Origin of the sequence: Prevotella pallens (assembly GCF_900454935.1) — a bacterium.
GTDB classification, from domain to species: Bacteria; Bacteroidota; Bacteroidia; order Bacteroidales; family Bacteroidaceae; genus Prevotella; species Prevotella pallens.
Map to the genome: position 1 here is coordinate 88,703 of NZ_UGTP01000002.1, position 20,205 is coordinate 108,907.

The window sequence follows — 20,205 nt, forward strand, 5'->3', positions numbered from 1 at the left end:
CATAGTGCTTCCACTACACCTTATTATATATATATCGTTGTTTTGTTTTGCTTCTGCGCCATGCTCAAGGCAAGCAACCAGAATAGACGACAAAGGTAATAGATTTTATTTAGTCTGCAAAATTAATTCCTACTCTCTTCTCAACATTTTTAGTAACTATAATGTTTACTTATGTTAAAATATACCGATTCGTCAGCAATATCGCCTGTATATCTTGCATATATAAAAATAAATACCTACCTTTGCACTCGCAATTCAGGAACAAGTAATTAGAACTTATTTTTTAAATTGCAAATGGTAATATCGCGGGTTGGAGCAGTTGGTAGCTCGCCAGGCTCATAACCTGGAGGTCGCATGTTCGAGTCCTGCACCCGCAACAACAGAAAAAAGAAGTCGTCTTACTAAAGGCGACTTCTTTTGTTTTTAGCACTACCCTCACTCAGCTACACTCTTACACTAACAGCAGCACATTATTTTGCTAAACAAAGAAGTTTCAGTAGAAAAGAAAACTATTGTAATAGTCTCCACGCTTGTACCACAAAACACAAAACTACATATTGGTGGTTAGCCATTCATTATAATACCCAAATGGAAACACCGAACAACAACAAATGTCGTATTTTGCAACAGAACAAACAACTCTTATATATTTTAATATAAAAACATAAATGTTGCTGTTTTGTGTGATATCTATTTACTTACTAACAGACGTCTGAAACATTACTGACAGACGTATAAAACGAACGCCACAGACGTATAAAACAAAAGCAACTATATTTAGCAGTTTTATATATACATCTAATATGGCATATCGGCTTATAAAACAAGCAGTTGGCGCAGTTTATAGCTTTCTCTCTTATTTTTAACCGAACCTAAAAAAAGATATTTAAATTAAACAACTTAGGTACGATTGTTACAAATAAAAAAAGCGACTTGTTCAGCCGCTTTTTCTATGTATCATTACTTTCTGTTATTGCCATGCTGGTGCCTTTAGCCAAGGAATGAAATAATGAGTTCCTACTGTAGTCATCTTTTTAGTTTGTGCTGCACCATTGAGACTAAGCTCCGCTGCAAACGGCATAAATTCGTAGCTGTTGAGTTGTCCATCATCTTTAACCCAATAAGTATCCAACTGGAAGGTGCGTTCTATAATTTCGTTCCTGTCTATTCGCTTCCAAAAATCTTCGTGGCACATATAATAACCTGCCACGTTGAACGATAAATTATAGTTTGGTCCAAGATAATACGGCTACAGTGCTCTAAAAAACCGACAATCTTATTAGTTTAGGTAAAGAAAATAATAACTGTTTCAGCCCCCACAGTCTATTATTGTTTTCCATTATGCACGCACATCGTTGGCTTTATATTCGTCGGTTTCTATATATATAAATATATTGTAGTTGGCAAAATCTGCTCTCATATTTCGCTCAATATCGTTAATTATGGCAGACGCTTGCGCCTCAAATTCGGGTTTTAAATCAATTTTAGCCGTAACCAAAATATCTGTAGGACTTAAATGTATGGTCTTTACATTAATTAGCTTACTTATTTCGGTGCGATTGAAAGCAGACTTAATGCGCAGCAAGTCTTTTGTTGTAACGCTTTCGCCAATAAGCAACCCGTAAAATTCGCGTGCCAAAAAGAGGGCTGCACCGCAAAGCAACAATCCAATTAACACACCAGACAAGGCGTCGTAGAATGGGTTATTGGTGAAATGGCTAAGCAACGTGCCACCTAAAGCTATCAGCAAACCCAAAACGGCACAACTGTCTTCGGCAAAAATTATAAGAATTTCGCTATGTCGGCTCTCTCTCAAAAATCTGTAAAGCGACAACCCGTCTTTGTTAAGTGCTTTTATCTCTTTAATAGCAACACGCAAACTAACAGTTTCTACAATCAGTCCGAACACCAATATACCCATCACAAGCCACGTGTTTTCTACATTGTGTTCGGGGTGGAACAACTTTTCGGTGGCTTCCATTACACCCAATGCACCGCCTGCAAAGAACAACATCATAGCAACTACTAAGCTATAGAAATATTTTGCACGAGCCTGACCAAACGGGTGTTTGTCTGACACTTTTGCAGCAGCTTGCTTATTGCCCACAAGCAGCAATATTTCGTTGCCACAATCTACTATGCTATGTATCGACTCGTTCAACATAGCAGCCGAACCAGATATTGCAAAACCTATAAACTTTGATATTGCCACCAGCACATTAGCACCTAAAGCAGCAATAACACTCATCATTCCACCTTTGTTTTTTTCTTCGTTCATCTCTGTTTGTTAAGTAATTAAGCTTATTTTTTACGCTGCAAAGTTAGTGATTTTTTCTATTCGAACAAGCAACTTTATTCGCATTTTGCACCATATAGGCTAACTCTACGCCCTACACTATTGCAAAGCGCACCACACACAAGCAAACAACAAGCAACAAACAACAAGAGTGCATTAATAAGCATACACATACCAATGTGGCATTTTTACAGGCTATATATATAAAGGTGTATAACATATAGTGTACACCCTTATTTTATAAAGAAAATGCGATAGATTAGAGGGAGATTTAAAACAGACGTCTGAAACGAACGTTACAGATATCTAAGACGAACGTTACAGACGTCTAAAACTTTGTGCTTGCATAAAGTGGTATGCCACAACACACTGCACACAACAAAAAACAAGTGGTATGGGCACAGAAAGTTGCTTAATGGAACATGGAGAAACAATAGAACTAAAGGAAGAAAAGCAATGACTGATTACGCTGCCGTACACACTATTGTTTTTATTTAATGTTTACTTGTAACTATCTTATAATCTGCTATTATCGCTTTACATAAAAAAAGAAGATACTATTTGTATCTTCTCTTTAGTGACCCCGATGGGATTCAAACCCATGACCTTAGGAACCGGAAGCTAATAGCCAATTCTTATTATTGTGCTGTGGGTCAGCCCATTGGAAACACTTGTAATTCTCTTTTGAACCACATTTGAGCCACAACTGCAAAAAATGCGTGTTAAGCTCGGTGGTTATGTGCTGCAAAAATAGCTATTTTCTAACAAACTCTATCATCTTTGCGTAATTTATTTTTGTGTGTGGGTTATGGCTTACGACCTCAACCTCTATTGCTTTGCAGCCCCAGCGGAAAAATAAGAAGCGTTTAGGCACTCTGTGAGCAATAATAGAAATAGTGTCGTTGCTCTCAAATGTACCTTGAAACCTATTATCAGCACCTATACACCCACTGGCATTTATCCAGCCATCGTTGTAGCTAAAACATTTGAGTGTGTCTGCTATGCCTTTGGCTGGTAAGAATACAATACTGTCTTTTATAACAGTATCAATCTTCAAACTGGTAAGTGTTATGGTACTGGTGGCTGATTTGAGGTTTTTAATTTTTAGCCCCAGCCTCTCTACCTCCTCTTTAAGATAGCTATTGAGTTGCTTAAACTCTTTCCCTTTCAGAGATAGCTCAACAACCTTTGCTGCATTTTTGCCATCTTTGGTTTTGTACAATTTAACCTCTTGCATAAGAGCGGTTTGGTTATTTGCCAACCTTTTGTTCTCCTCTTTCAGCTTGCTACACCTTTGTATAGCTCCAAATGCCAATGCAACAGCAGCAAGCAATAATACAATTAAATACCTTTTCATACCATACTAATGTAATCAAGGATTGCCTGCACGTGTGTTTTAACGATTTTCTGTTTCCCCTCATTAGAGAGTAGCAGTTTGCAATCCTGTTCGTTGTCCATAAATAAGTTTTCAGTTAGCACTGCTGGGCATTTGGTATCTCTACACATAGCAAGGTTTTGCACCCAGTATCTTTGGTTTGGAGAGCTAACACGCACCTTTAAGCCTTGCGCCTCTGCACTTGCGCTGAAAAGGGTTGCTAATGATTTGCTATTTTGTGAGGCGTTAAGCCCTACAAACACACTCCACCCTCTTGCTTGCATAGGCTTCCCTGCATTTCCAGCAGCATTACAATGTATGCTTACAAGCAGGCAGTTTTTAGCTCCTACTTTTGCGCATAGCTTGTTCACCCTATTACATCGTTCTCGTAACGATATATCTGTATCTTCGGGTACAATGCGTACTGCATCAATGCCTCGCCCTACAAGTTCTTGCTCCAGTATTACGGCTATTTCTCGTGCATACCTCCACTCGAATAGCTGTGAGCCATCAGCCCACACTGGGCTACGTTTGCCCAGTGTGTCCTTGCCGTGTCCATTATCAATTATTACTTTCATTTTTTGCCTCCTCTTCTTTTTGTTTTGCTTTATTTTGCTCGTATTGCTCAATAATTGGTTTAATATGGCTGGGCATTGCTCGCTTAAATTCTAAACGTATAACAAGGTAAATAACCCATATAGCAAGGTTGTTTGGGTATGCAATGGTCAAATTGCGGAATGAGTGTTGCAGGTAAACGTATGCAAATACATAGGTAATGCTCTTTACTGCATACAAAGCTATTGCGCTATCTCCACACATAACCATTACAGAGTGTATGAGGTAAATAATAGCTATGTACAGCAACAACTCTTTTAATGCCCCTCTGAATTTCTTTTTATCAAAATTCTTACAGGTGTGTATAACCACACCATCTGCACGCATACCACACCAAATATTCCAGCTGCTCATAAGTATGAGAGCTAAAACAAACCCATTTGTAGGCGTAATCATTCCTAACAGGGTGCTAATTACAGTAACGACAATGAGGCGTAACTGCTCGTAATTAAGGATTGAATTCATATCTTATCTCCTTTGTTTCATATAACTGCGTTTCTTCATTAAATACAGGTTGTACGCATCTATATCGTCTTGCGATATGGCTTCCTTTGCGCTGCGAAACTCAAAGCCAGCCATTTCTCTAATGAGTACTACCTTAATAATGGTATGGAAAGGAAAACGGATATTTGGGTGTTTTACAATGGCAAGTAGTTTTTTACTGCTCGTCCAAAAAGCCGTTTCAGCCTCTCCCAAATCCCACTTAAACCGTATAAGAGTGCGCTTGCCATTTTCAGTATCAACATCTTCTGTAAATCCTGTACACCAAATAGGCTTGTTTATTACAGCATCTATACTGGGGTAATCTCCACTTGGCTTTTGTGGGTTTGCTCCATCCCCTTGCAGTGGGAGGTCTGCAAAATCATAAGTTTCCTCTGTCATATCTTACTCCATAGGAATGTTATTAGTTGCACAATCTGCATCAACCATAGCACGCAAAGCCTTACGCTCTGCAAGGAAATCAAGGTACGGCTGCTTCTTGCTTTCGTCCTCAATACCTGCTACTGCTGCGTTATAATCGTTGAGCAGTTTCTTTTCAATATTATCGCTATACTTAGCCATAATGAGAGTTTCCAATACAGTATTGGCGGTAACAGGGTAATAACACAAAAGGCTATCATACACATTAACCTTGCGCTTTTTACCTTGCTCATCATCTACTTGTTCGTAGTGCTGGTTGAAATTGTACAGCGTTGTACCTTTCGCTCTATCAATCACATCAAATGTGGGCTGCACGCTATCGCTATGCACGCCTGTACTCAATCTTTTTTCTTCCATTTGTTTTATTCTTATCTGTTTTAACGTTAAACTTACTATCTCTTTATAATGCTTGCTTGAGCAATGTTGCAGCCAGCCAAAGTGTGCAGATAACTTATGTTGCAACTCGCTTTCTGTCATCACTCCATAACTATTTTGCAGCCTTTTCAACTTTCTCCAATAGGTGTACAAAATGCTTTTTCGTGCCAATATATTGTAATGGTTGCTTTTGTAACCTACAAAGTCTATACTGCGTGCATCTACTGGGAATATTTGCCAGTTTGCTTTTATAGTTAGCCTTAGCTTTGTTTGCAAGTACTCTCTTACTTGTTCAAGTATATAGTGCAGTTTTGCTTTACTATTAGCGAGTATTACAATATCGTCCATATACCTGTAATAATACCTTACACGCAATACCTCTTTAACCCAATGGTCAAATGGGCTTAAATACCAATTTGCAAAATGCTGGCTTGTTAAAAAGCCTATTGGTAAACCAATATCGCCCTCAGTACTATCTATGATAAGGTACATAAGCCAAAGCAGCTTTTTATCCCCATAGCTTTTTGCTATTATATCTTTGAGTATGCTATGTACAATGCTATCGTAATAATGCCTTACATCTATTTTTAGGCAATACTTTGTACCTGCTTTATCTTTTTGCAATGCACGGTTCAAATCGGTTAGGCACTTATGTATTCCACGCCCTTTAATGCAAGCATAGGTGTTGGCAATAAAAATCTTGCGCAAATCTCCCTCAATAACATCTATCAAGCAGTGGTGTACAATTCTATCGGGGTATAGTGGTGCTATTTTAAGGTTGCGTTGCTTCACATCAAAGATTGTTCTCTCTGTGTATTTTGATGGCTTGAAAGTTTGTTTTTCCAGCATCTCCCATACATTTGTTAGGGCATCGCAATAGCCACGTTTTAACAACCTTTTTACATCGTGCCTATTCATTTTACCACGTAGAGTGTTATTTGTAGCTCTTAGCACGTTTAGAGGGTCGCATACCCTCCAATACCCATTCTCACTATTTGCATATATCTTATGTGCCATTGTCTTATAAGAGCTTTCGCACTTGTGGTACAACCACAATCTACCAGCACTTTATTTTAACCATATTCTTTTGCCAGCACCCTTATACAAGGTGCTTTTGTGAGGCAAGGTTTACGGTGGTTGTAAAAATTCTCCTTAAAAGGGAAAACCGTAATTATGGTATAAGGGGAAACCCCAATTCGTATTCGTATTCGCACCCCGATTATTCGCATTCGCACAGCGAACACCCGAATTCTCCGAATTGTTCGCATTAGCAGAGGAGAGGAGTTTCCGAACCACCGTAACCGTATTGTTATGAACTCATACAGAGCAACTGTTACTCAACAAAATTAAATGCCCTCGGAACTCGGAAATTCAAGGCACAAGGGGAAACCCCAATCCGTACCCGCATTCGCACCCCGACTAATCGCATTCGCACAGCGAACACCCGAATGCTCCGAATAGCCCGCATAAGCAGAGGAGAGGAGTTGATACCAGCCATCGGCATTGTTTGTGGCATTTACCGTCTGCCTCCAAAAATAGTCGCAATAATTCTTGTTAGCAGCTCCACCTGTTACGTTGCTTGGGAAAGAGTACCCATTGGCAACTCCCATTTCAGAAATGTAGCCACTGCCAGTAGGTAGCAATCCTAATTCTTGATAGCCATCTACATTTTCCCCTGCGTGGTCGCTTGGGGTGGTAAACTTTGCAGGGTCGCTACATAAATACAACTTACAAGCTCCACCATCGGCAAAGGGTGTGTAGAATACCAGCACATCATCGTTATGCTCCCACAGGTATTGTTGTGGTTGCTCCCAGCCTCTGTAACTGGCTACTTTGATGGTTTTATCTACTCCGCTCTTCCACTCTTTAATTAGGTAATCAACAACACCAGTATTGTTGCCCAATTTTGCAGTGATACCAGCAGGAATAAATGGCTGATAGCCATTGAATGCTCCCCACTCTCCACCTACATAAGAGCCGTTGCCCAATCCGCCTTGCGCAAACCCATCTTCTGTTTTTTGAGCATTGTAAGGAGCTTGGCTATCAAGTTCGCCAAATTCAATAGCCATTAGCCAGCTCATTTCTTCACGGAAACGCCAACCTCCACAATGCCAGTTGTCGCCCAAACTCTTGCATCGTGTCCGTATAGTAGCTTTGTTAGTACTTGTTGCAGGCATACCCAGCACGCTTGTAGGCTTACCATCATTGCCAGTAACATTAGTACCGCCTCTGTACTCTGCTGCATTTGGGAGTAAGTCAAGCAACCCTGTTTCTGCAACACGCTTTACAGAGCCGGTGCTTTCCCATTGTAGGAAAGATGCACAAGTGGGTTTGTTGTTAGTACGGTTGAATGTTGCCAGCCACGGACTACGAGATTTCTCTTTCATACGTGTAAATCCAGGCAATGCAACCTCACTAATGGCTACAAGGAGGTACTCTCCATCGAACTCAAACTTACGGTAATAATCGGGCTTATAGAGCTGCACAATACCATCAACAGCGTTAAGTTTTGCTGCTCCTCCTCCCTCTTTTAAGGTGCTATCATTAGCCCCCAACCAATAATTAACCGTTCCATCTTCACGTGCTACATAACGCCTAATACGTTTCTGTATAGGCAATGAGCGGTGTAGGTCTAAATTTCCCACACGCTCAACCTTGCCATCTGCTACATTATGCCCTCCATTTTTGAGGTTAATGCGAATGCCATACCATAACTCTTGGTATGGAAATTTGGGTACTGTGTTCCCAACACCAATAAGTAATCCCATTTGGCTATTGTTTAATTATTATTTGTTTATTCTTATACGCTCCAAAAATACGAAAAGCGTTGGTTATATACACGCTTTATTTGTCGAACTTTTGAAAGTGTAGGCAATTATTGCCAGTTATTATCTCTAAAAGCTCCCACCAGCAAGCCAGCACCTAAATGATTTGTGTTTATACTTGGTGTTGTGAATGAAGAGGAAGTTGGCATCTGTACAACCTCTGCAAGCTCTCCACCATTCCAAACGACTGCTCTACCATTGGAGAATATTTTAACATTATTGCTACTATCGTTACCATTGATAACCATTATCCTTTGCGTTGAAGCAGCATTCAAGCAGTATTGAAAGACAGTGCCACCTTGTATGTTAAAGATTATGGTATCAACAGGGAAACCGCTGTAATCGCCATTTTGCCCATAGCAATTAACCTCATAATATCTTTCCCCATTACTACTGGTTTTAGAGGCTAAATTTACATAGTTGCCATCTGCGTACACACCGTTTGGGTAATAGTAGCCATAAGCTCCCTTGATAACTAATACGTTTCTTTCTCTTGCTCCAAATGAGCCACGACACCAAATATCAGAGGAATAAAATCGTAAACTACGCCCATTCTTTGTACCTTGATGCTGCATATCGCCACTAAAATACAGTTTACCCTCGCTGGAATTAAAGCCAATTTCAGCTTTTACATTACCGTTACTATCAACGGCTTGTAAAACTCGGAAAGTACCAGTAACACCATCTAATTTGCCACTAAATGTACCATTTGTTGCATTGATAGTGCCTGTAATCTCTGCATTAAGTGCTTTCAGCTTTCCATTGTGGTATATAATAGTCATACCCTCCTTATCTCCTGCCAAAGCCTCTTGGTAAGTACCTCCAAAGTATGCTGCAATCTCATCTGTGCTATTGAGCATAGCCTTTAAGCCTGCACTCTCAACCCACGCACCACTTTTTTGTAATGCGCCCAGCTTTAAGAATGTAGATAGGATAAGCCCACCCTCAATTTGTGTGTAATTTTGGGTAATGGCTTTCAACAAGTCCTTGTTAGCCTTAATCATACTTTGCACCTCTTGGTTGCTTGAGTTCCATTCGGGGGCTTTGTTACCCTCTACCAACACAAACTTTGTCATATACAAATCGGTAAATTGCATATCGGCAGTATCTGTACGGAAATACAATTCTGTATCAGGCTGGCTATCTCCTGTTGCTACAAATGTATATACAACTCGTTTCCATTTCGTATCAGCTGTAAAATACTTGTATGGTGCAACTCTTTTATCTCCTTGTGGGTTCATAAAGCCCATATTAAGCTGTATAGGAGCATTAGCTTTTACCCAAAATGCAAGTGTGTATGTAATACCACTGCCAAACTTTTCATTTGGCAATAATATGTTACCTCCAGCTTTGGCAAAAGGAGTATGCAGAAACCAAATATCTTTTTGGTTCGTTTTCCTAAACCTCATAACATTCCCCATAATGCTATCGGCATAAATAGGCGAAACGTTCTGCGTGAAAACTGTACCACCCAAATTTATATCAATACCATCATTAGGGTTGTGAAACCAGCCTTTTAGGTCGGTAAAATAGGCACTATTCCCTATGTAATTGCCGTTGCCGACCTCCACACTATCAACATATTGTTTGCTCACTGCATCAAGCAGGTTGGTGCGCTCTTTGTAATATGCAGAGAAATTGCCGTTGTAGGTTGTTTTGTTTACCCCTGTGCTATTTGCCTGCATATTTGAGAGCAATGCACTAACATAAGCAAGCAGCGTGCTATATGCAGCATCAAATCCTATTGTAGGACAACCTGCCATCTGTGCCTTTGCTTTAACAGTAGAGTAGTCCACCTTAATGTTGGCTAACTCGTCTTTGAGCTTAATTTTTTCGCTGGGCGTTATTATGCCATCTGTTGCCAAATCTGTTAGCTGCTGCAATGCTGCATTAGCATTCGTATCATCGGTATAACCTGCATCTTTCCAATCTGAACTGCTATACCCACTTAACGCCTCACGCTCCTTTGTACAGATGCGTATCTTGTAATCATTGAGGGTAATCCACAAATCGCCAATTTTATACGGTGGTTTTGGGTATGTGTTGGCATTTGCCGTTAAAAACGTATGATTCTTACTGCTGGCTGTTTCCAACGCATTATTAGCAGTTTGTATGGCTTGCCCAATGCCAGTGCTGGGGATATTTACCCATTTATAGGTTTCTCCCTCCTTTGTAAATCGATACTCTAAACCAGTAGCGGTATCAGTGTACAAGTCGCCCAAATGCGTTTTCTTATCCAGCTCCGTTGTCCACTGGTTAGCTGGTGCAGTTCCCAGTGTTGGCACACCAGCACCAAACCAATACTCAACCGTACCGTCCACTTGGCTTTGTAAGCCCTCTATAATCTCATTTACCCCATCAAGTGCAGTAGAGGTTGTATTCACTAAATGCTCCAACTCCTCTATACTTTTCATCGTACCATCGGTTGAAACAAATTTTATGTTACCTCCAATCTCGCTATTATCAAGGTCAAAGTAAGTACGTTTATCTATACTCTCAATGCGCCCACAGTTGATAGTACGCCCTGTTATGCGTGTAGCTCCGTATGTTGTTGTAAGCTCACGATAGCCGTTGTAAACAGAGGATAGCACACCAACAGGGAAATAATAGTAAGCACCTGTATCTACTGCATAGCGTGTTTGGCTGAAAATAAGGCTTGCGCCACTCTCCCCAGCTGCTTTTGTACAACGTGCATATAGGTAATATGCTCCATTACTTGTTAGGGTAATGGTATTTTCTCCTATATTCCACGTTCTATTATTTTCCTCAATAGCGTAATGGATTAACACTCCGTTATTACTGCCTATCCTCACTAAATTAGGGTTAGGCTTACCATTTACAGCAGCATTAGCCTCAATGACGATGTTTTGTAAAATGAATTGCCCTGCACGATTGCCAACGCTCAACATAAGCGTTTCAATGCTATTTGGGCGTATATTGGTGGCATCAAAGAAACCATCGCCATCAAACACCATATTTAGCAGCTCCTGTGTAGTTCTCCAGTTAGCTCTTGCCTTAGCAACATCTGTTAGCTGGTTTAAGGTAATGAGCTTGTTTTGCTCCTCATTATCTATAATCAGCTTTTCAATAATGTTTACCTCTGCTGTGTCGCTAATTGTTAGTTTATAACTGTACTCATCTTTGTAACAATCTCTTGTAAACCCCTTAATTCGTATAGCCTTATCTACATTTATATCCTTATCTTTAACAGGCAAATAATCGCCAACCTTAAAGAGGTTAGGCAATGAGCCATCTACACCAAACCTGCGTTTGAGCAGCAGGCTTGCAAATTCAAGCTCATACTCAACCTTTGGCTGGCTGTCTGCCTCCAAATCTTTTGTCCCTGCCTTTTTAAGCTCTGTTTCTGCATCAACCACGTATGGGTCGTTTGGCATAATAATATCAAGCAACACATACTTATCCCCCTTTTTAATTTGGTAGGCGGTGGCTGCACTTGGTATTTTCAAGCCTCGCTTATCCTCATACTGGTTAATCGTGAAAGTTTGTGTTTTGGTATCATAGTCGGCTATCTCGAACTCATAGCCAGCCAAATTACTATTACCAACAAACTTGAGCTTTGCAGCAGTGCCATCTATCAACCAGCGTGTATTGCCGTTGGTATCTTTCTCTTTGAGGTCAAACATTGTGTTGTCCACAAACTTAAAAATATCTCCCTCAACAATAGAGCTTACAACTCCTGTACGATGTGGGTAAATATCCTCATATACTCTGCTCCCCTCCTTAACTCCAAAGGCTGCTATTGCTTGTTTGTTATCAATATAACTCTCCTCGTTGTCCGCAATCCTTAAACGCTGCGCTCCATTTCTGTAATTGGTAGTGATGTTCTTAGTACCACCCTCAACATACAGGCGTGTTACAATATCATTACTATTAACATTCTTTCGTTTCAGTTTGTAAATACCTCCTCCCATACCAAATGAGAATGTAGCAGGGAAGAGTTTGCCAGCTTTGCGGATATGTAGCTTATAATGCTTATGGGCTACAACCTCAATCTCAAACTCTGTATTGAAATCTTTGCATACACGCTGCAATACGCCCAAACAATTCTCTTTGCTGAAAGAGAAATCTTTGTACTCTGTTTCTATGCAGTCGCCCAGCTCCCAAACCTCGCCCAAAGGAGCTGCTACACGTTTTATGTTGTTGATTAGCAAATTCATCAACAACCCCATATTGGCTACAAGTTGGAACTCTCCGCTGGGGTTATGCCCAGCAGCATCGGTATTACGGTATTGTGCATCAAGTAGCTTGTATTGCAAGCCCTCAAATACCATTGTATTCTCAAACTTGCGTTCTCCAATTTTAGTAGGCTCATTTATCTTGTTAAGCGTGTAAACATCGCCAAACACCTCTATATAATCGCCTACCATATACTCCATTGCCGTTGCGCTCTCTGTTTTTACAGTTACAGTATCTTCGCCCAGCAAATCACGCTTTTGCTCTGCGCTTTTTACGGTGCAGAGCTTTGCAGTACTATCTAACACATAGCGTACCTCTCCATTACGTTTGTGTACTATAATTTGTCCCATACTATAATTGCGTTTGTGGTAAACTCCACTATATCCTCAATAACACCTGTTACAACTACATAATAGTCGCCATTGGTTGTATAATTGTGCGTAATAGTTTTGTTAGCTCCGTACACATCTTGCGTTGTCGTACCATCGCCCCAGTATATATTAACCAGCTTACTTGTGGTAATAGTGATACTTACTTGCTTTGAGCTTTCGTTTACCCTAATGTGTTTCAAAACCTTTTTGACAGGTTCGGGTTCTCTCAAAGTAAGAGTAAATGTACCTGTCATATCTCTATCGTTCCACACCTTTTCAACCTGTGTAGCATCGGGCAAATACACCTCGTAAACCAAAGCCTTTGTAGGGTGTATATCTATGGTCAATCTGTGTAACCCTGCTGCTACTGGCTCTGCTTGTACAATATCCGTGCTGGTGGTGTGCTTCTTGTTGAACAGGCTTAGAAAGTTTGTTACTGCTTTTACAAACTCCATCTTACCGCCTGTGGAGTGGATAAAGCACTCTAATGTAATCTCTCTTGCCTCAAAGCGTGGGCGTGCCAAATCTACGGCTTCTCCGTGATAACCGCTGAAATCAACCTTTAATGGGTCTTTCATCTTTAAGCTCCCCAGCAGCCCCTTGCTCGCACTTACAAATACTCCATACTCCTTAAAGTTCACTCCATCTAACAGGTAGGCAAGCTGCTTTGTATTGTTTAACTCCCCATCTATCTCCTCCTGTGTGAGTTCTTTTTGATATATGCGAGTTTCGTCCAAACAGCCATTCCCCAGCGTTGTATTGTAGTTGTCTTGGTTAATGCTTATGCCGATAGGATTTCCAAAGTCGTTAGGCATTACAGCACGTTCTACAAGCGTTGAGTTAAGGTATGTGCAAATGGTGTTACCGCTCCTGCTGATTGCAAGATAGTACCATTGCTCTGCGTTTAGCTCTATGCTCTTTTGGTACAGCTTGTTAATGCCATTGTAGTTAAATACAATGATGAGCTGGTTGCTAACAGGGTGCAGCTTAACCCACGTGCAAATTGTAAAATCACGTGTCATATCCAGTACGTTTTTTTGCACCTCGCATTTGCCTGTACCATCAAATCTTATACAGTTTGATTGCCTACCAGCCTCAAAGCTGGCATCTGTAACCACTCCGTCTGCACGGTTTGGGCTATAATCATACGTTTTCTTTGCTCCCTCTGCCTCGTCAAAAGGCATATTGAGTACCATAAATTGTTCCTGTGCCATATCCTAACTATTTATATGTATTACATTTGTATGTCGTAATTTTCGCCTGTTCTGCAAAGCCTTTAACCAGTACCTTGCTGTTGCCATATTGGTTTATGAAAACCTTAGCTCGCTTACTCTGTATAGTTACATTAACCGCTGCATTTTCAAAGCAATCTATGTGTAGATGGCTATTATCTGTTACTACAATAGCAACTTGGCTATTGTGCCTACACCAGCATTGGTGTATGTTGTAATGTGTGGCTGTAAAACTCACATTACTACTGCCTAAAAAAGCAGCTTTTGGAGAGGCTGCAACCTCTCCTTTGCTATCAACATACACTCCAAACTTTTCTCCATCTTTGCCGATATGCTCACGGAAAAACGCCAAATTTGGAAAATCTTTTTGTATGCACGGTTTGATAAAGTAAAAGTATGTATCGGCAAGTTTGGATATATTCCCTTGCGTGTTATGTACCATACTTATGCTTGCAGCACAATGTCCGTGTGCCATTAGCTGCCTTAATACTGCTATTCGTTCCATACTTATGCTGTTAATCCTTTTGCTCGTAATGGGTTACTTGCAAGCGATGATTTGATGTTTTCAAGCTGCTTAGTAATATCCAGCAGATGCCTATTGTAGCTTGTATTATTAGCAATGGAGCTTAGATATGTTAGAGCAGATTTAACGGTGTTATCTACGCCAATCATTGTAGCCTGTAAGCCTTGCATAACCAGCAGCTGCTCCATTTGCCTAATACGCATTGTTGTCATTTCTCCAGCTAAAATAGAGGCTGTGTCCTCTGTAACGCCTTTAATTTGTCCCTCCAGCGTATTACTTGCCTTGCCGACCTCGTCCTCCATACCTTGAAAGTACTCTTCAAACCCTTTTAAGCCATCTGTGAATGCCTTACCAGCGTTTTGTAACATACGTTTCCAGTATGCGAAGTTGAAACCTACCACACTGTTGTTATGCGTTCCCATATACTTTGCAAGGGTACTGGTAAACTCATTAACAATAGGCTCTATGAGTTTTAGTTTGAGCGAGTTCTTAACTGCATTTGCAATGGTGGTATTCCAAATCTTTTCAAAACTCTTTGTACTATCTTCCATTTTGCCGAACGCATCAGCCCAAACATTTGCCAACTCATTAGCCAAATCACGGAAGTTTGTTTGCACCAAAGATTCTACAATTTCTTGCTCAATCTTTTTAATATCTCGCTCCGCTTGCTCTGCATTAGCTAAATACTCCTGTACTTTGTTATCATCACGGTCTTTCTTTTTCTTGCGACTTTCAAGCCGTGATAACTCCTCATACTCTTTCTTTTGCTTTTGCAAGTTCTCTATTGCCTTTTGTTGCTCTTTGTAGTAATCATCGCCAATGGCATTTTCTACATTAAACTGGATTTGGCTATATATGCGTTGCAAGGCTTGTAGCTGCTTTTCGTGCTGCTTCATTTCACGCTTAATTCTCCTGCTCGTGCTATCGAACACAGATATTGCGCTTGTAATGAGGCTAACACCACCGCTGATAATATCCATAGGGTTGCCTGTTGCTATACCCTTTGCGAGTGTTGCAGCACCGCCAATCATTTCGCTAATATCGCCCAGTAACTCCTGTGTTGCCTCATCGCCAGCCAGCCCTAAATCCTTTAAGCCATTAACAACACTATCAAAGCCATCTTTAACCATAGAGATGCTTGCGCCAATAGAGGTAAACATCTTTTTGAACTTTACCGATTTCTCGGTACTCCCATCTGCTGCTGCGTTGTACTCTTTGATAGAGTTTACAAGCAACTTAAATGGGTTTCTTTCGCCCTGTGTTTGTATCTCTAAATCATCAAGCTGCTTTTGTAATGCTCCCTTAATGTCGGCATCAGCTATACCTGCAACCATAGCACGTAATTTTTGCAGGATATTATCAAATGCAGAGCTACTTAAATATTCTGCATTTTCAAAAAGCTGCTTCCAATCGTCTGTTGCCTGTATTCTTGTAGCATCAATTTCAGCAATAGCCTTACTACGTGCTTTCTCTGCCAGCATCGCCTGTTCTTCGTAGCCGTGTTGTTTTAACCACGTAATTTCTTGCTCATACTTTTGCTCTGTTTCAAAACGTAAAGCAGCATTGCTCTTGTAGGTTTCCAAAAGATGCTTTTGCAGTTCTTGTGTACTCTCTTCAATTTGCTTATCTACTTGCTGTATCGCTTTTGCTCTTTCCTCTCCAATGAGGTTGGTTTTACCTTGTTGCAAATCCTGTTTGAGCTGTACCAAACGTGCAAGGCTTTCGCTTAGTGTATTACTATTGTCTTTGGCTTTTGATAGGCTCTCACTGAATTGCTCAAACTCTGTTTTAAGCCCCTTAGCTGCTTGTAACTCCTGCTGGAATGTTATGAGGTCGTTACTCTCTGCCTCGTTAAGCCCAGCCGTGCTTGCCTCTTTCTCTACAAGGTTTTGCACCTTGCTTTCAAGCCACGCTGTATAAGTATTACCATTAGCTACCAGCTTCTCAAATTGAGCATTAGCCACATATTCGCCGTATGTGCTTACCCACTTGTAGTATAGCTCATATTGCTTTTTGCGCTCGCTAATCTCTGCCTCTGTAAGCTGGCTTAACTTAATCTCGTAACTGGCATTCTCGTTGGTTCGCAAAGCTGTAAAATTAGCCTCTGTTTTAGTAGGCATAGCCTTACCAGCTTTCTTGTACTTTTCTGCCAGCTCTTTTTGCTCTTTATCAATTCTTGCAAGCTCTTTTTGGTGTTGGGCTTTAAGCTCTGCCTTGCGCTTTTCAAAACCATCTTTGATAATATCAAGTCGGCTATCCTCAACCTCAAGCTCTAAATCAATTTCCCTTTGAGCAATATCTTTGAGCGCATTAGCTCTTTCCTTTGCTTGCCTTTCAGCCTCTCTTGCTGCTTTTTTTGCAGCTTGTTCTTTGGTTCTGTTTGCAGCTTTGGCAATTTTAGCTTGCGTTTTAGGCAATCGGTTTTCCAACTTTGTTATTTGGCTATCCAAATTCTTCCATTCTGCACTGCCTAATGTAGCCTCTCCACGCAATTTTTTAAGTTTGCCAATCTCATCATTGATACCATTCTCGGTATTGAGGTTGTTTTGCTTGTTGTTAATGAGGTTGTTTACATCACGCAACATTGCCATAGTTTCAGTATAGCCATATAGTTTTAAGTCTATACCAATCTGTGAGCCGTTGAGTTGAGAGGAAAGTTTATGCAACTCGTCCAAACTTAACTTAGTGATGTCTATCTCATTTTTAAGGTTATTGGTAATAGGTTTACCAAACATACTATCTGTTTGGCTACTTATTAACTCAATACCCTTGTTACAGGCTTGTGCAGAGGTTAAGGTGCTTTGTACTGCACTCTCTACACTGCCTTTGAATGCCTCCATTTCTTTGTCCGTTGCTCCAGTAGCCTCTTGCACACGTTCAAGAATGTTGGTTATAAGCTCGTTATAGGCTTTGTTGTACGCATCACCTGTAAGCCCTTGCAGTTTCTCTGCTCCATCAGTTGCAGCAGTTAGTATGCTTGCCCATAGTGCATCTGTTGCCTCTCGTATATGTACAGAGGCTTCATCAACAGCTTTGTAAGCCGTTATTGCAACACCTTCGGGGGTAACATCTATTGTTTCCTTAATCTCCTTGTGGCTTGCCTCTTCTGCTTGCTCTTTTAGTTCTTCGAGTATTTCCTTTTGCTTTTCTGCAAGTTTATTGTATTCCTCCTCTATGTACTTAGCCTTAATCTTAGCAGCAGTACTACGCCCGATGGCATCTACAAGCTCATCGTGTTTTTTAGCCTGCTCCTCAAGCCCAGCATTTTCTTTCAGTAGCTCAACGCTATGCTCTCCGCAAAGGTCGTTTATCTTTTTCAGAGCATCTTTGTACTCCTTAGAGTTTGCAGAGGAGGTTTTTAATATGGCAAAGTAAAGGTTTAGTTTATTGTAACTTTCTGTTACGGCATCTTGGAACTCTCCAGCAATCGTTGTATTCTCCTCCTCTTGCTTGCCAAACATCATAAATGCACTTGCAGCAAGCCCTACAAGTGAAATAATCGCTGTGAAAGGGTTTGCAATAAGTGTAGCCCACAAAACCCTTAACTTTGCGGTAAGGAATGTTGTTGCAGTGCTTAGTAGAGTAGAGGATGCGGTTTGCATTGCATCGCTGGCTGCTTTACCCTTTCCTGCCAAAGATGCTTGCTGGGTTGCGAGTGTTGTAATCTTCTGCGTTGTAGCCTCCTTAGCTAATTTTGCAGATTTCATTTCGCTAACAATAATACCATGCTGTTTAAGCTGGTTGTGCTGCTGTTCTTTTAATGCAGCAACCGCTTGCGTATTACCCTCTTGCTGTGCCAGTGCTATTTGTACACGAGTTTGCTGTATTTTGTTTTGGCTAACCCTATAATCTTGAAGCAAAGAGGCTTCTTTAGCTTTCAACTTAGCAGCCTCTGTACGCAATGCGTTCATACTGGCTGTATTCTCCAGCATTTGCGCCTGTATGCTTTGTTCAATAGCAACACCATAAGCCATACTATTGCGTGTAAGGTCTTGCTTTGCCAAACTCATACGCTGGTCAGCGGTTAATATACTCTCTGCTGCTGCAAGGTACTCTACGCTTTGAGAGTTTAGGTTTAATCGGCTTAGGTATTGTTGCTGCTCCTGTGTGAGCAATGCAGCAATAGCCTGCATTTTAACGCCTCTCAAAACCTGTTCCTGCTGTTCCAGTGTTAGAGCCTTTTGCAGCTCCAGCGTGTATGCTTGATGAGCTTTGCCCATTAGCTCGTGTTGTACAACATAATTGTGTGCGCTCGCATTGAGGTTAGCAAGCGTACCCATACGAGCCTTTTGTACAATCATATCAACCTTAGCCATACCAGTACTCTTGCCCTGCTGTATGGCAACAGTAGCCATAGCCACTTTGTATGTACCATACATCGCGACTAAACCACCTAAAACACGTAATACTTTGTCGTAATTCTCTACCAGTGAGGCAACAACGCTAATACTGCCACTTAATACGCCTTGTGTATTTTGCCCAATATCATTGAGCATCATATCAAAGGCATCTTCAAGGTTAGAGATTTGACCTGTAAGGCTCTTGCTTTGCTCCTCCATCAAGCCATAGAACATACCACCCTCGTTGGTTAAGCTCTCTATGACTTTTTGAACTTCGGGGAAACCTATTTGCCCAGCAGTAACCATAGCATTAACTTCATCAGTCGTTTTGTTAAGCTGTTTAGCCAACTCTTGCACCAAAGGTATGCCACGCCCCATAAATTGCCTTACATCTTGCGTGAACAAACGCCCCTGCACCATAGTAGTACCGTACAGATACACAAGGTCGTTTAATGGTATGCTCAATCCACTTGCTATGTTACCCAATCGCACAAGTGTACCGTTTACATCTTCTGCTGCTGTACCGTATGCCAACAACTGTTTAGCACTACCAGCAATACCTTTTAGGTCAAATGGAGTAGAAGCAGCCGTTTTTACCAGTTGGTTCATTAACTGCGTGCCTTGCTCTGCACTGCCCAGCATTGTATTAAATGCTATTTCGAGCTGCTGAAACTCTCCACGCACGCTAATTATATCTTTTACCCAGCCTTGAAGCATAGCACCAATGGCAATGCCTCCAATAGCCTTGCCTATACCCTCAAAGCTGCCAACAACGCTTTGGGATTGCCCCTCTACATTCTCGGCAAACTGCATAATGCGTTTCTCATCTTTAGCCAACATTTCATTTATGTTGCTATCTCTAATGAGTACATCAAAAGCCAAAGCACCGTTATTACTTTCCACTACTAATGCTGTTTATATAGTTAATGAAATCATCTGCATTCTCCTCTGTAAGCTCTATGCTGCCATTATCAAACTGGCTATCTCCTGCACTGTTATTGGTAGGCTCATCGTCCATATCATAGCGTGCTTGGTCTGCCAGCATACGCTGCACAACAGCCCACGCAATACCTTTTGTGAGATACTCCCACGTCCAATGAAAGTATGCGCATATAGCCCCACGTTGCCCATAGAG

The 20,205-nt window shown here is 41.0% G+C and carries 13 protein-coding genes and 1 tRNA gene; 1 reads left to right on the top strand and 13 read right to left on the bottom strand.

The genetic code is table 11. The features are described from left to right. Positions 1–304 precede the first annotated feature (304 nt). Positions 305–377 (top strand) — tRNA-Met (locus tag DX009_RS09540). Positions 378–970: 593 nt separating this feature from the next. Here DX009_RS09540 and DX009_RS09545 read toward each other — a convergent pair. From DX009_RS09545 to DX009_RS13365, 13 genes are all read right to left on the bottom strand, one after another. Beyond that, positions 971–1,195 (bottom strand): DEAD/DEAH box helicase family protein, encoded by a 225-nt coding sequence (locus tag DX009_RS09545; RefSeq protein ID WP_115083900.1) that lies wholly within the window; start codon positions 1,193–1,195, stop codon positions 971–973. Positions 1,196–1,339: 144 nt separating this feature from the next. After that, positions 1,340–2,278: a cation diffusion facilitator family transporter gene (locus DX009_RS09550; protein ID WP_115083901.1), complete on the bottom strand. Its 939-nt coding sequence runs from the start codon at positions 2,276–2,278 to the stop codon at positions 1,340–1,342. Between the two features lie 772 nt (positions 2,279–3,050). Continuing rightward, positions 3,051–3,653, bottom strand: coding sequence for a DUF6549 family protein (locus DX009_RS09555; RefSeq protein WP_115083902.1), 603 nt, complete (start codon positions 3,651–3,653; stop codon positions 3,051–3,053). Further along, the gene (locus tag DX009_RS09560; protein ID WP_115083903.1) at positions 3,650–4,249 is read right to left on the bottom strand and encodes an N-acetylmuramoyl-L-alanine amidase; all 600 of its coding nucleotides are present in this window, start codon (positions 4,247–4,249) and stop codon (positions 3,650–3,652) included. Before DX009_RS09560 ends, DX009_RS09555 begins: the two co-directional genes overlap by 4 nt. Beyond that, the gene (locus DX009_RS09565) at positions 4,233–4,751 is read right to left on the bottom strand and encodes a hypothetical protein (protein WP_115083904.1); all 519 of its coding nucleotides are present in this window, start codon (positions 4,749–4,751) and stop codon (positions 4,233–4,235) included. Before DX009_RS09565 ends, DX009_RS09560 begins: the two co-directional genes overlap by 17 nt. A 3-nt stretch (positions 4,752–4,754) precedes the next feature. Beyond that, positions 4,755–5,168 carry a hypothetical protein gene (locus DX009_RS09570; protein WP_061450348.1) on the bottom strand — a complete coding sequence of 138 codons (414 nt, stop codon included), beginning with the start codon at positions 5,166–5,168 and terminating at the stop codon, positions 4,755–4,757. A gap of 3 nt (positions 5,169–5,171) precedes the next feature. After that, positions 5,172–6,599: an RNA-directed DNA polymerase gene (locus DX009_RS09575; protein WP_115083905.1), complete on the bottom strand. Its 1,428-nt coding sequence runs from the start codon at positions 6,597–6,599 to the stop codon at positions 5,172–5,174. A gap of 329 nt (positions 6,600–6,928) precedes the next feature. After that, the gene (locus tag DX009_RS09580) at positions 6,929–8,350 is read right to left on the bottom strand and encodes a hypothetical protein (RefSeq protein ID WP_115083906.1); all 1,422 of its coding nucleotides are present in this window, start codon (positions 8,348–8,350) and stop codon (positions 6,929–6,931) included. Between the two features lie 107 nt (positions 8,351–8,457). Then, complete coding sequence (locus DX009_RS09585) at positions 8,458–12,954, bottom strand: phage tail protein (RefSeq protein ID WP_115083907.1); 4,497 nt, start codon at positions 12,952–12,954, stop codon at positions 8,458–8,460. After that, a complete protein-coding gene (locus DX009_RS09590) occupies positions 12,939–14,189 on the bottom strand; it encodes a LamG-like jellyroll fold domain-containing protein (protein ID WP_115083908.1) in 1,251 nt (416 codons plus the stop codon). The genes DX009_RS09585 and DX009_RS09590 overlap by 16 nt, the downstream gene beginning before the upstream one ends. A 7-nt stretch (positions 14,190–14,196) precedes the next feature. Next, on the bottom strand, positions 14,197–14,712 hold the full coding sequence (locus DX009_RS09595; protein ID WP_115083909.1) for a hypothetical protein: 516 nt from the start codon (positions 14,710–14,712) through the stop codon (positions 14,197–14,199). 2 nt (positions 14,713–14,714) lie between these two features. Then, a complete protein-coding gene (locus DX009_RS09600) occupies positions 14,715–19,973 on the bottom strand; it encodes a tape measure protein (protein ID WP_245944627.1) in 5,259 nt (1,752 codons plus the stop codon). After that, positions 19,963–20,115: a hypothetical protein gene (locus DX009_RS13365; protein WP_181792348.1), complete on the bottom strand. Its 153-nt coding sequence runs from the start codon at positions 20,113–20,115 to the stop codon at positions 19,963–19,965. Before DX009_RS13365 ends, DX009_RS09600 begins: the two co-directional genes overlap by 11 nt. Positions 20,116–20,205: the final 90 nt, after the last annotated feature.

Bases quoted from the DNA above. Each gene is read 5' to 3' on its own strand.
- DX009_RS09545 (WP_115083900.1), bottom strand. From the start codon at position 1,195: ATGTGCCACGAAGATTTTTGGAAGCGAATAGACAGGAACGAAATTATA.
- DX009_RS09550 (WP_115083901.1), bottom strand. From the start codon at position 2,278: ATGAACGAAGAAAAAAACAAAGGTGGAATGATGAGTGTTATTGCTGCT.
- DX009_RS09555 (WP_115083902.1), bottom strand. From the start codon at position 3,653: ATGAAAAGGTATTTAATTGTATTATTGCTTGCTGCTGTTGCATTGGCA.
- DX009_RS09560 (WP_115083903.1), bottom strand. From the start codon at position 4,249: ATGAAAGTAATAATTGATAATGGACACGGCAAGGACACACTGGGCAAA.
- DX009_RS09565 (WP_115083904.1), bottom strand. From the start codon at position 4,751: ATGAATTCAATCCTTAATTACGAGCAGTTACGCCTCATTGTCGTTACT.
- DX009_RS09570 (WP_061450348.1), bottom strand. From the start codon at position 5,168: ATGACAGAGGAAACTTATGATTTTGCAGACCTCCCACTGCAAGGGGAT.
- DX009_RS09575 (WP_115083905.1), bottom strand. From the start codon at position 6,599: ATGGCACATAAGATATATGCAAATAGTGAGAATGGGTATTGGAGGGTA.
- DX009_RS09580 (WP_115083906.1), bottom strand. From the start codon at position 8,350: ATGGGATTACTTATTGGTGTTGGGAACACAGTACCCAAATTTCCATAC.
- DX009_RS09585 (WP_115083907.1), bottom strand. From the start codon at position 12,954: ATGGGACAAATTATAGTACACAAACGTAATGGAGAGGTACGCTATGTG.
- DX009_RS09590 (WP_115083908.1), bottom strand. From the start codon at position 14,189: ATGGCACAGGAACAATTTATGGTACTCAATATGCCTTTTGACGAGGCA.
- DX009_RS09595 (WP_115083909.1), bottom strand. From the start codon at position 14,712: ATGGAACGAATAGCAGTATTAAGGCAGCTAATGGCACACGGACATTGT.
- DX009_RS13365 (WP_181792348.1), bottom strand. From the start codon at position 20,115: ATGCTGGCAGACCAAGCACGCTATGATATGGACGATGAGCCTACCAAT.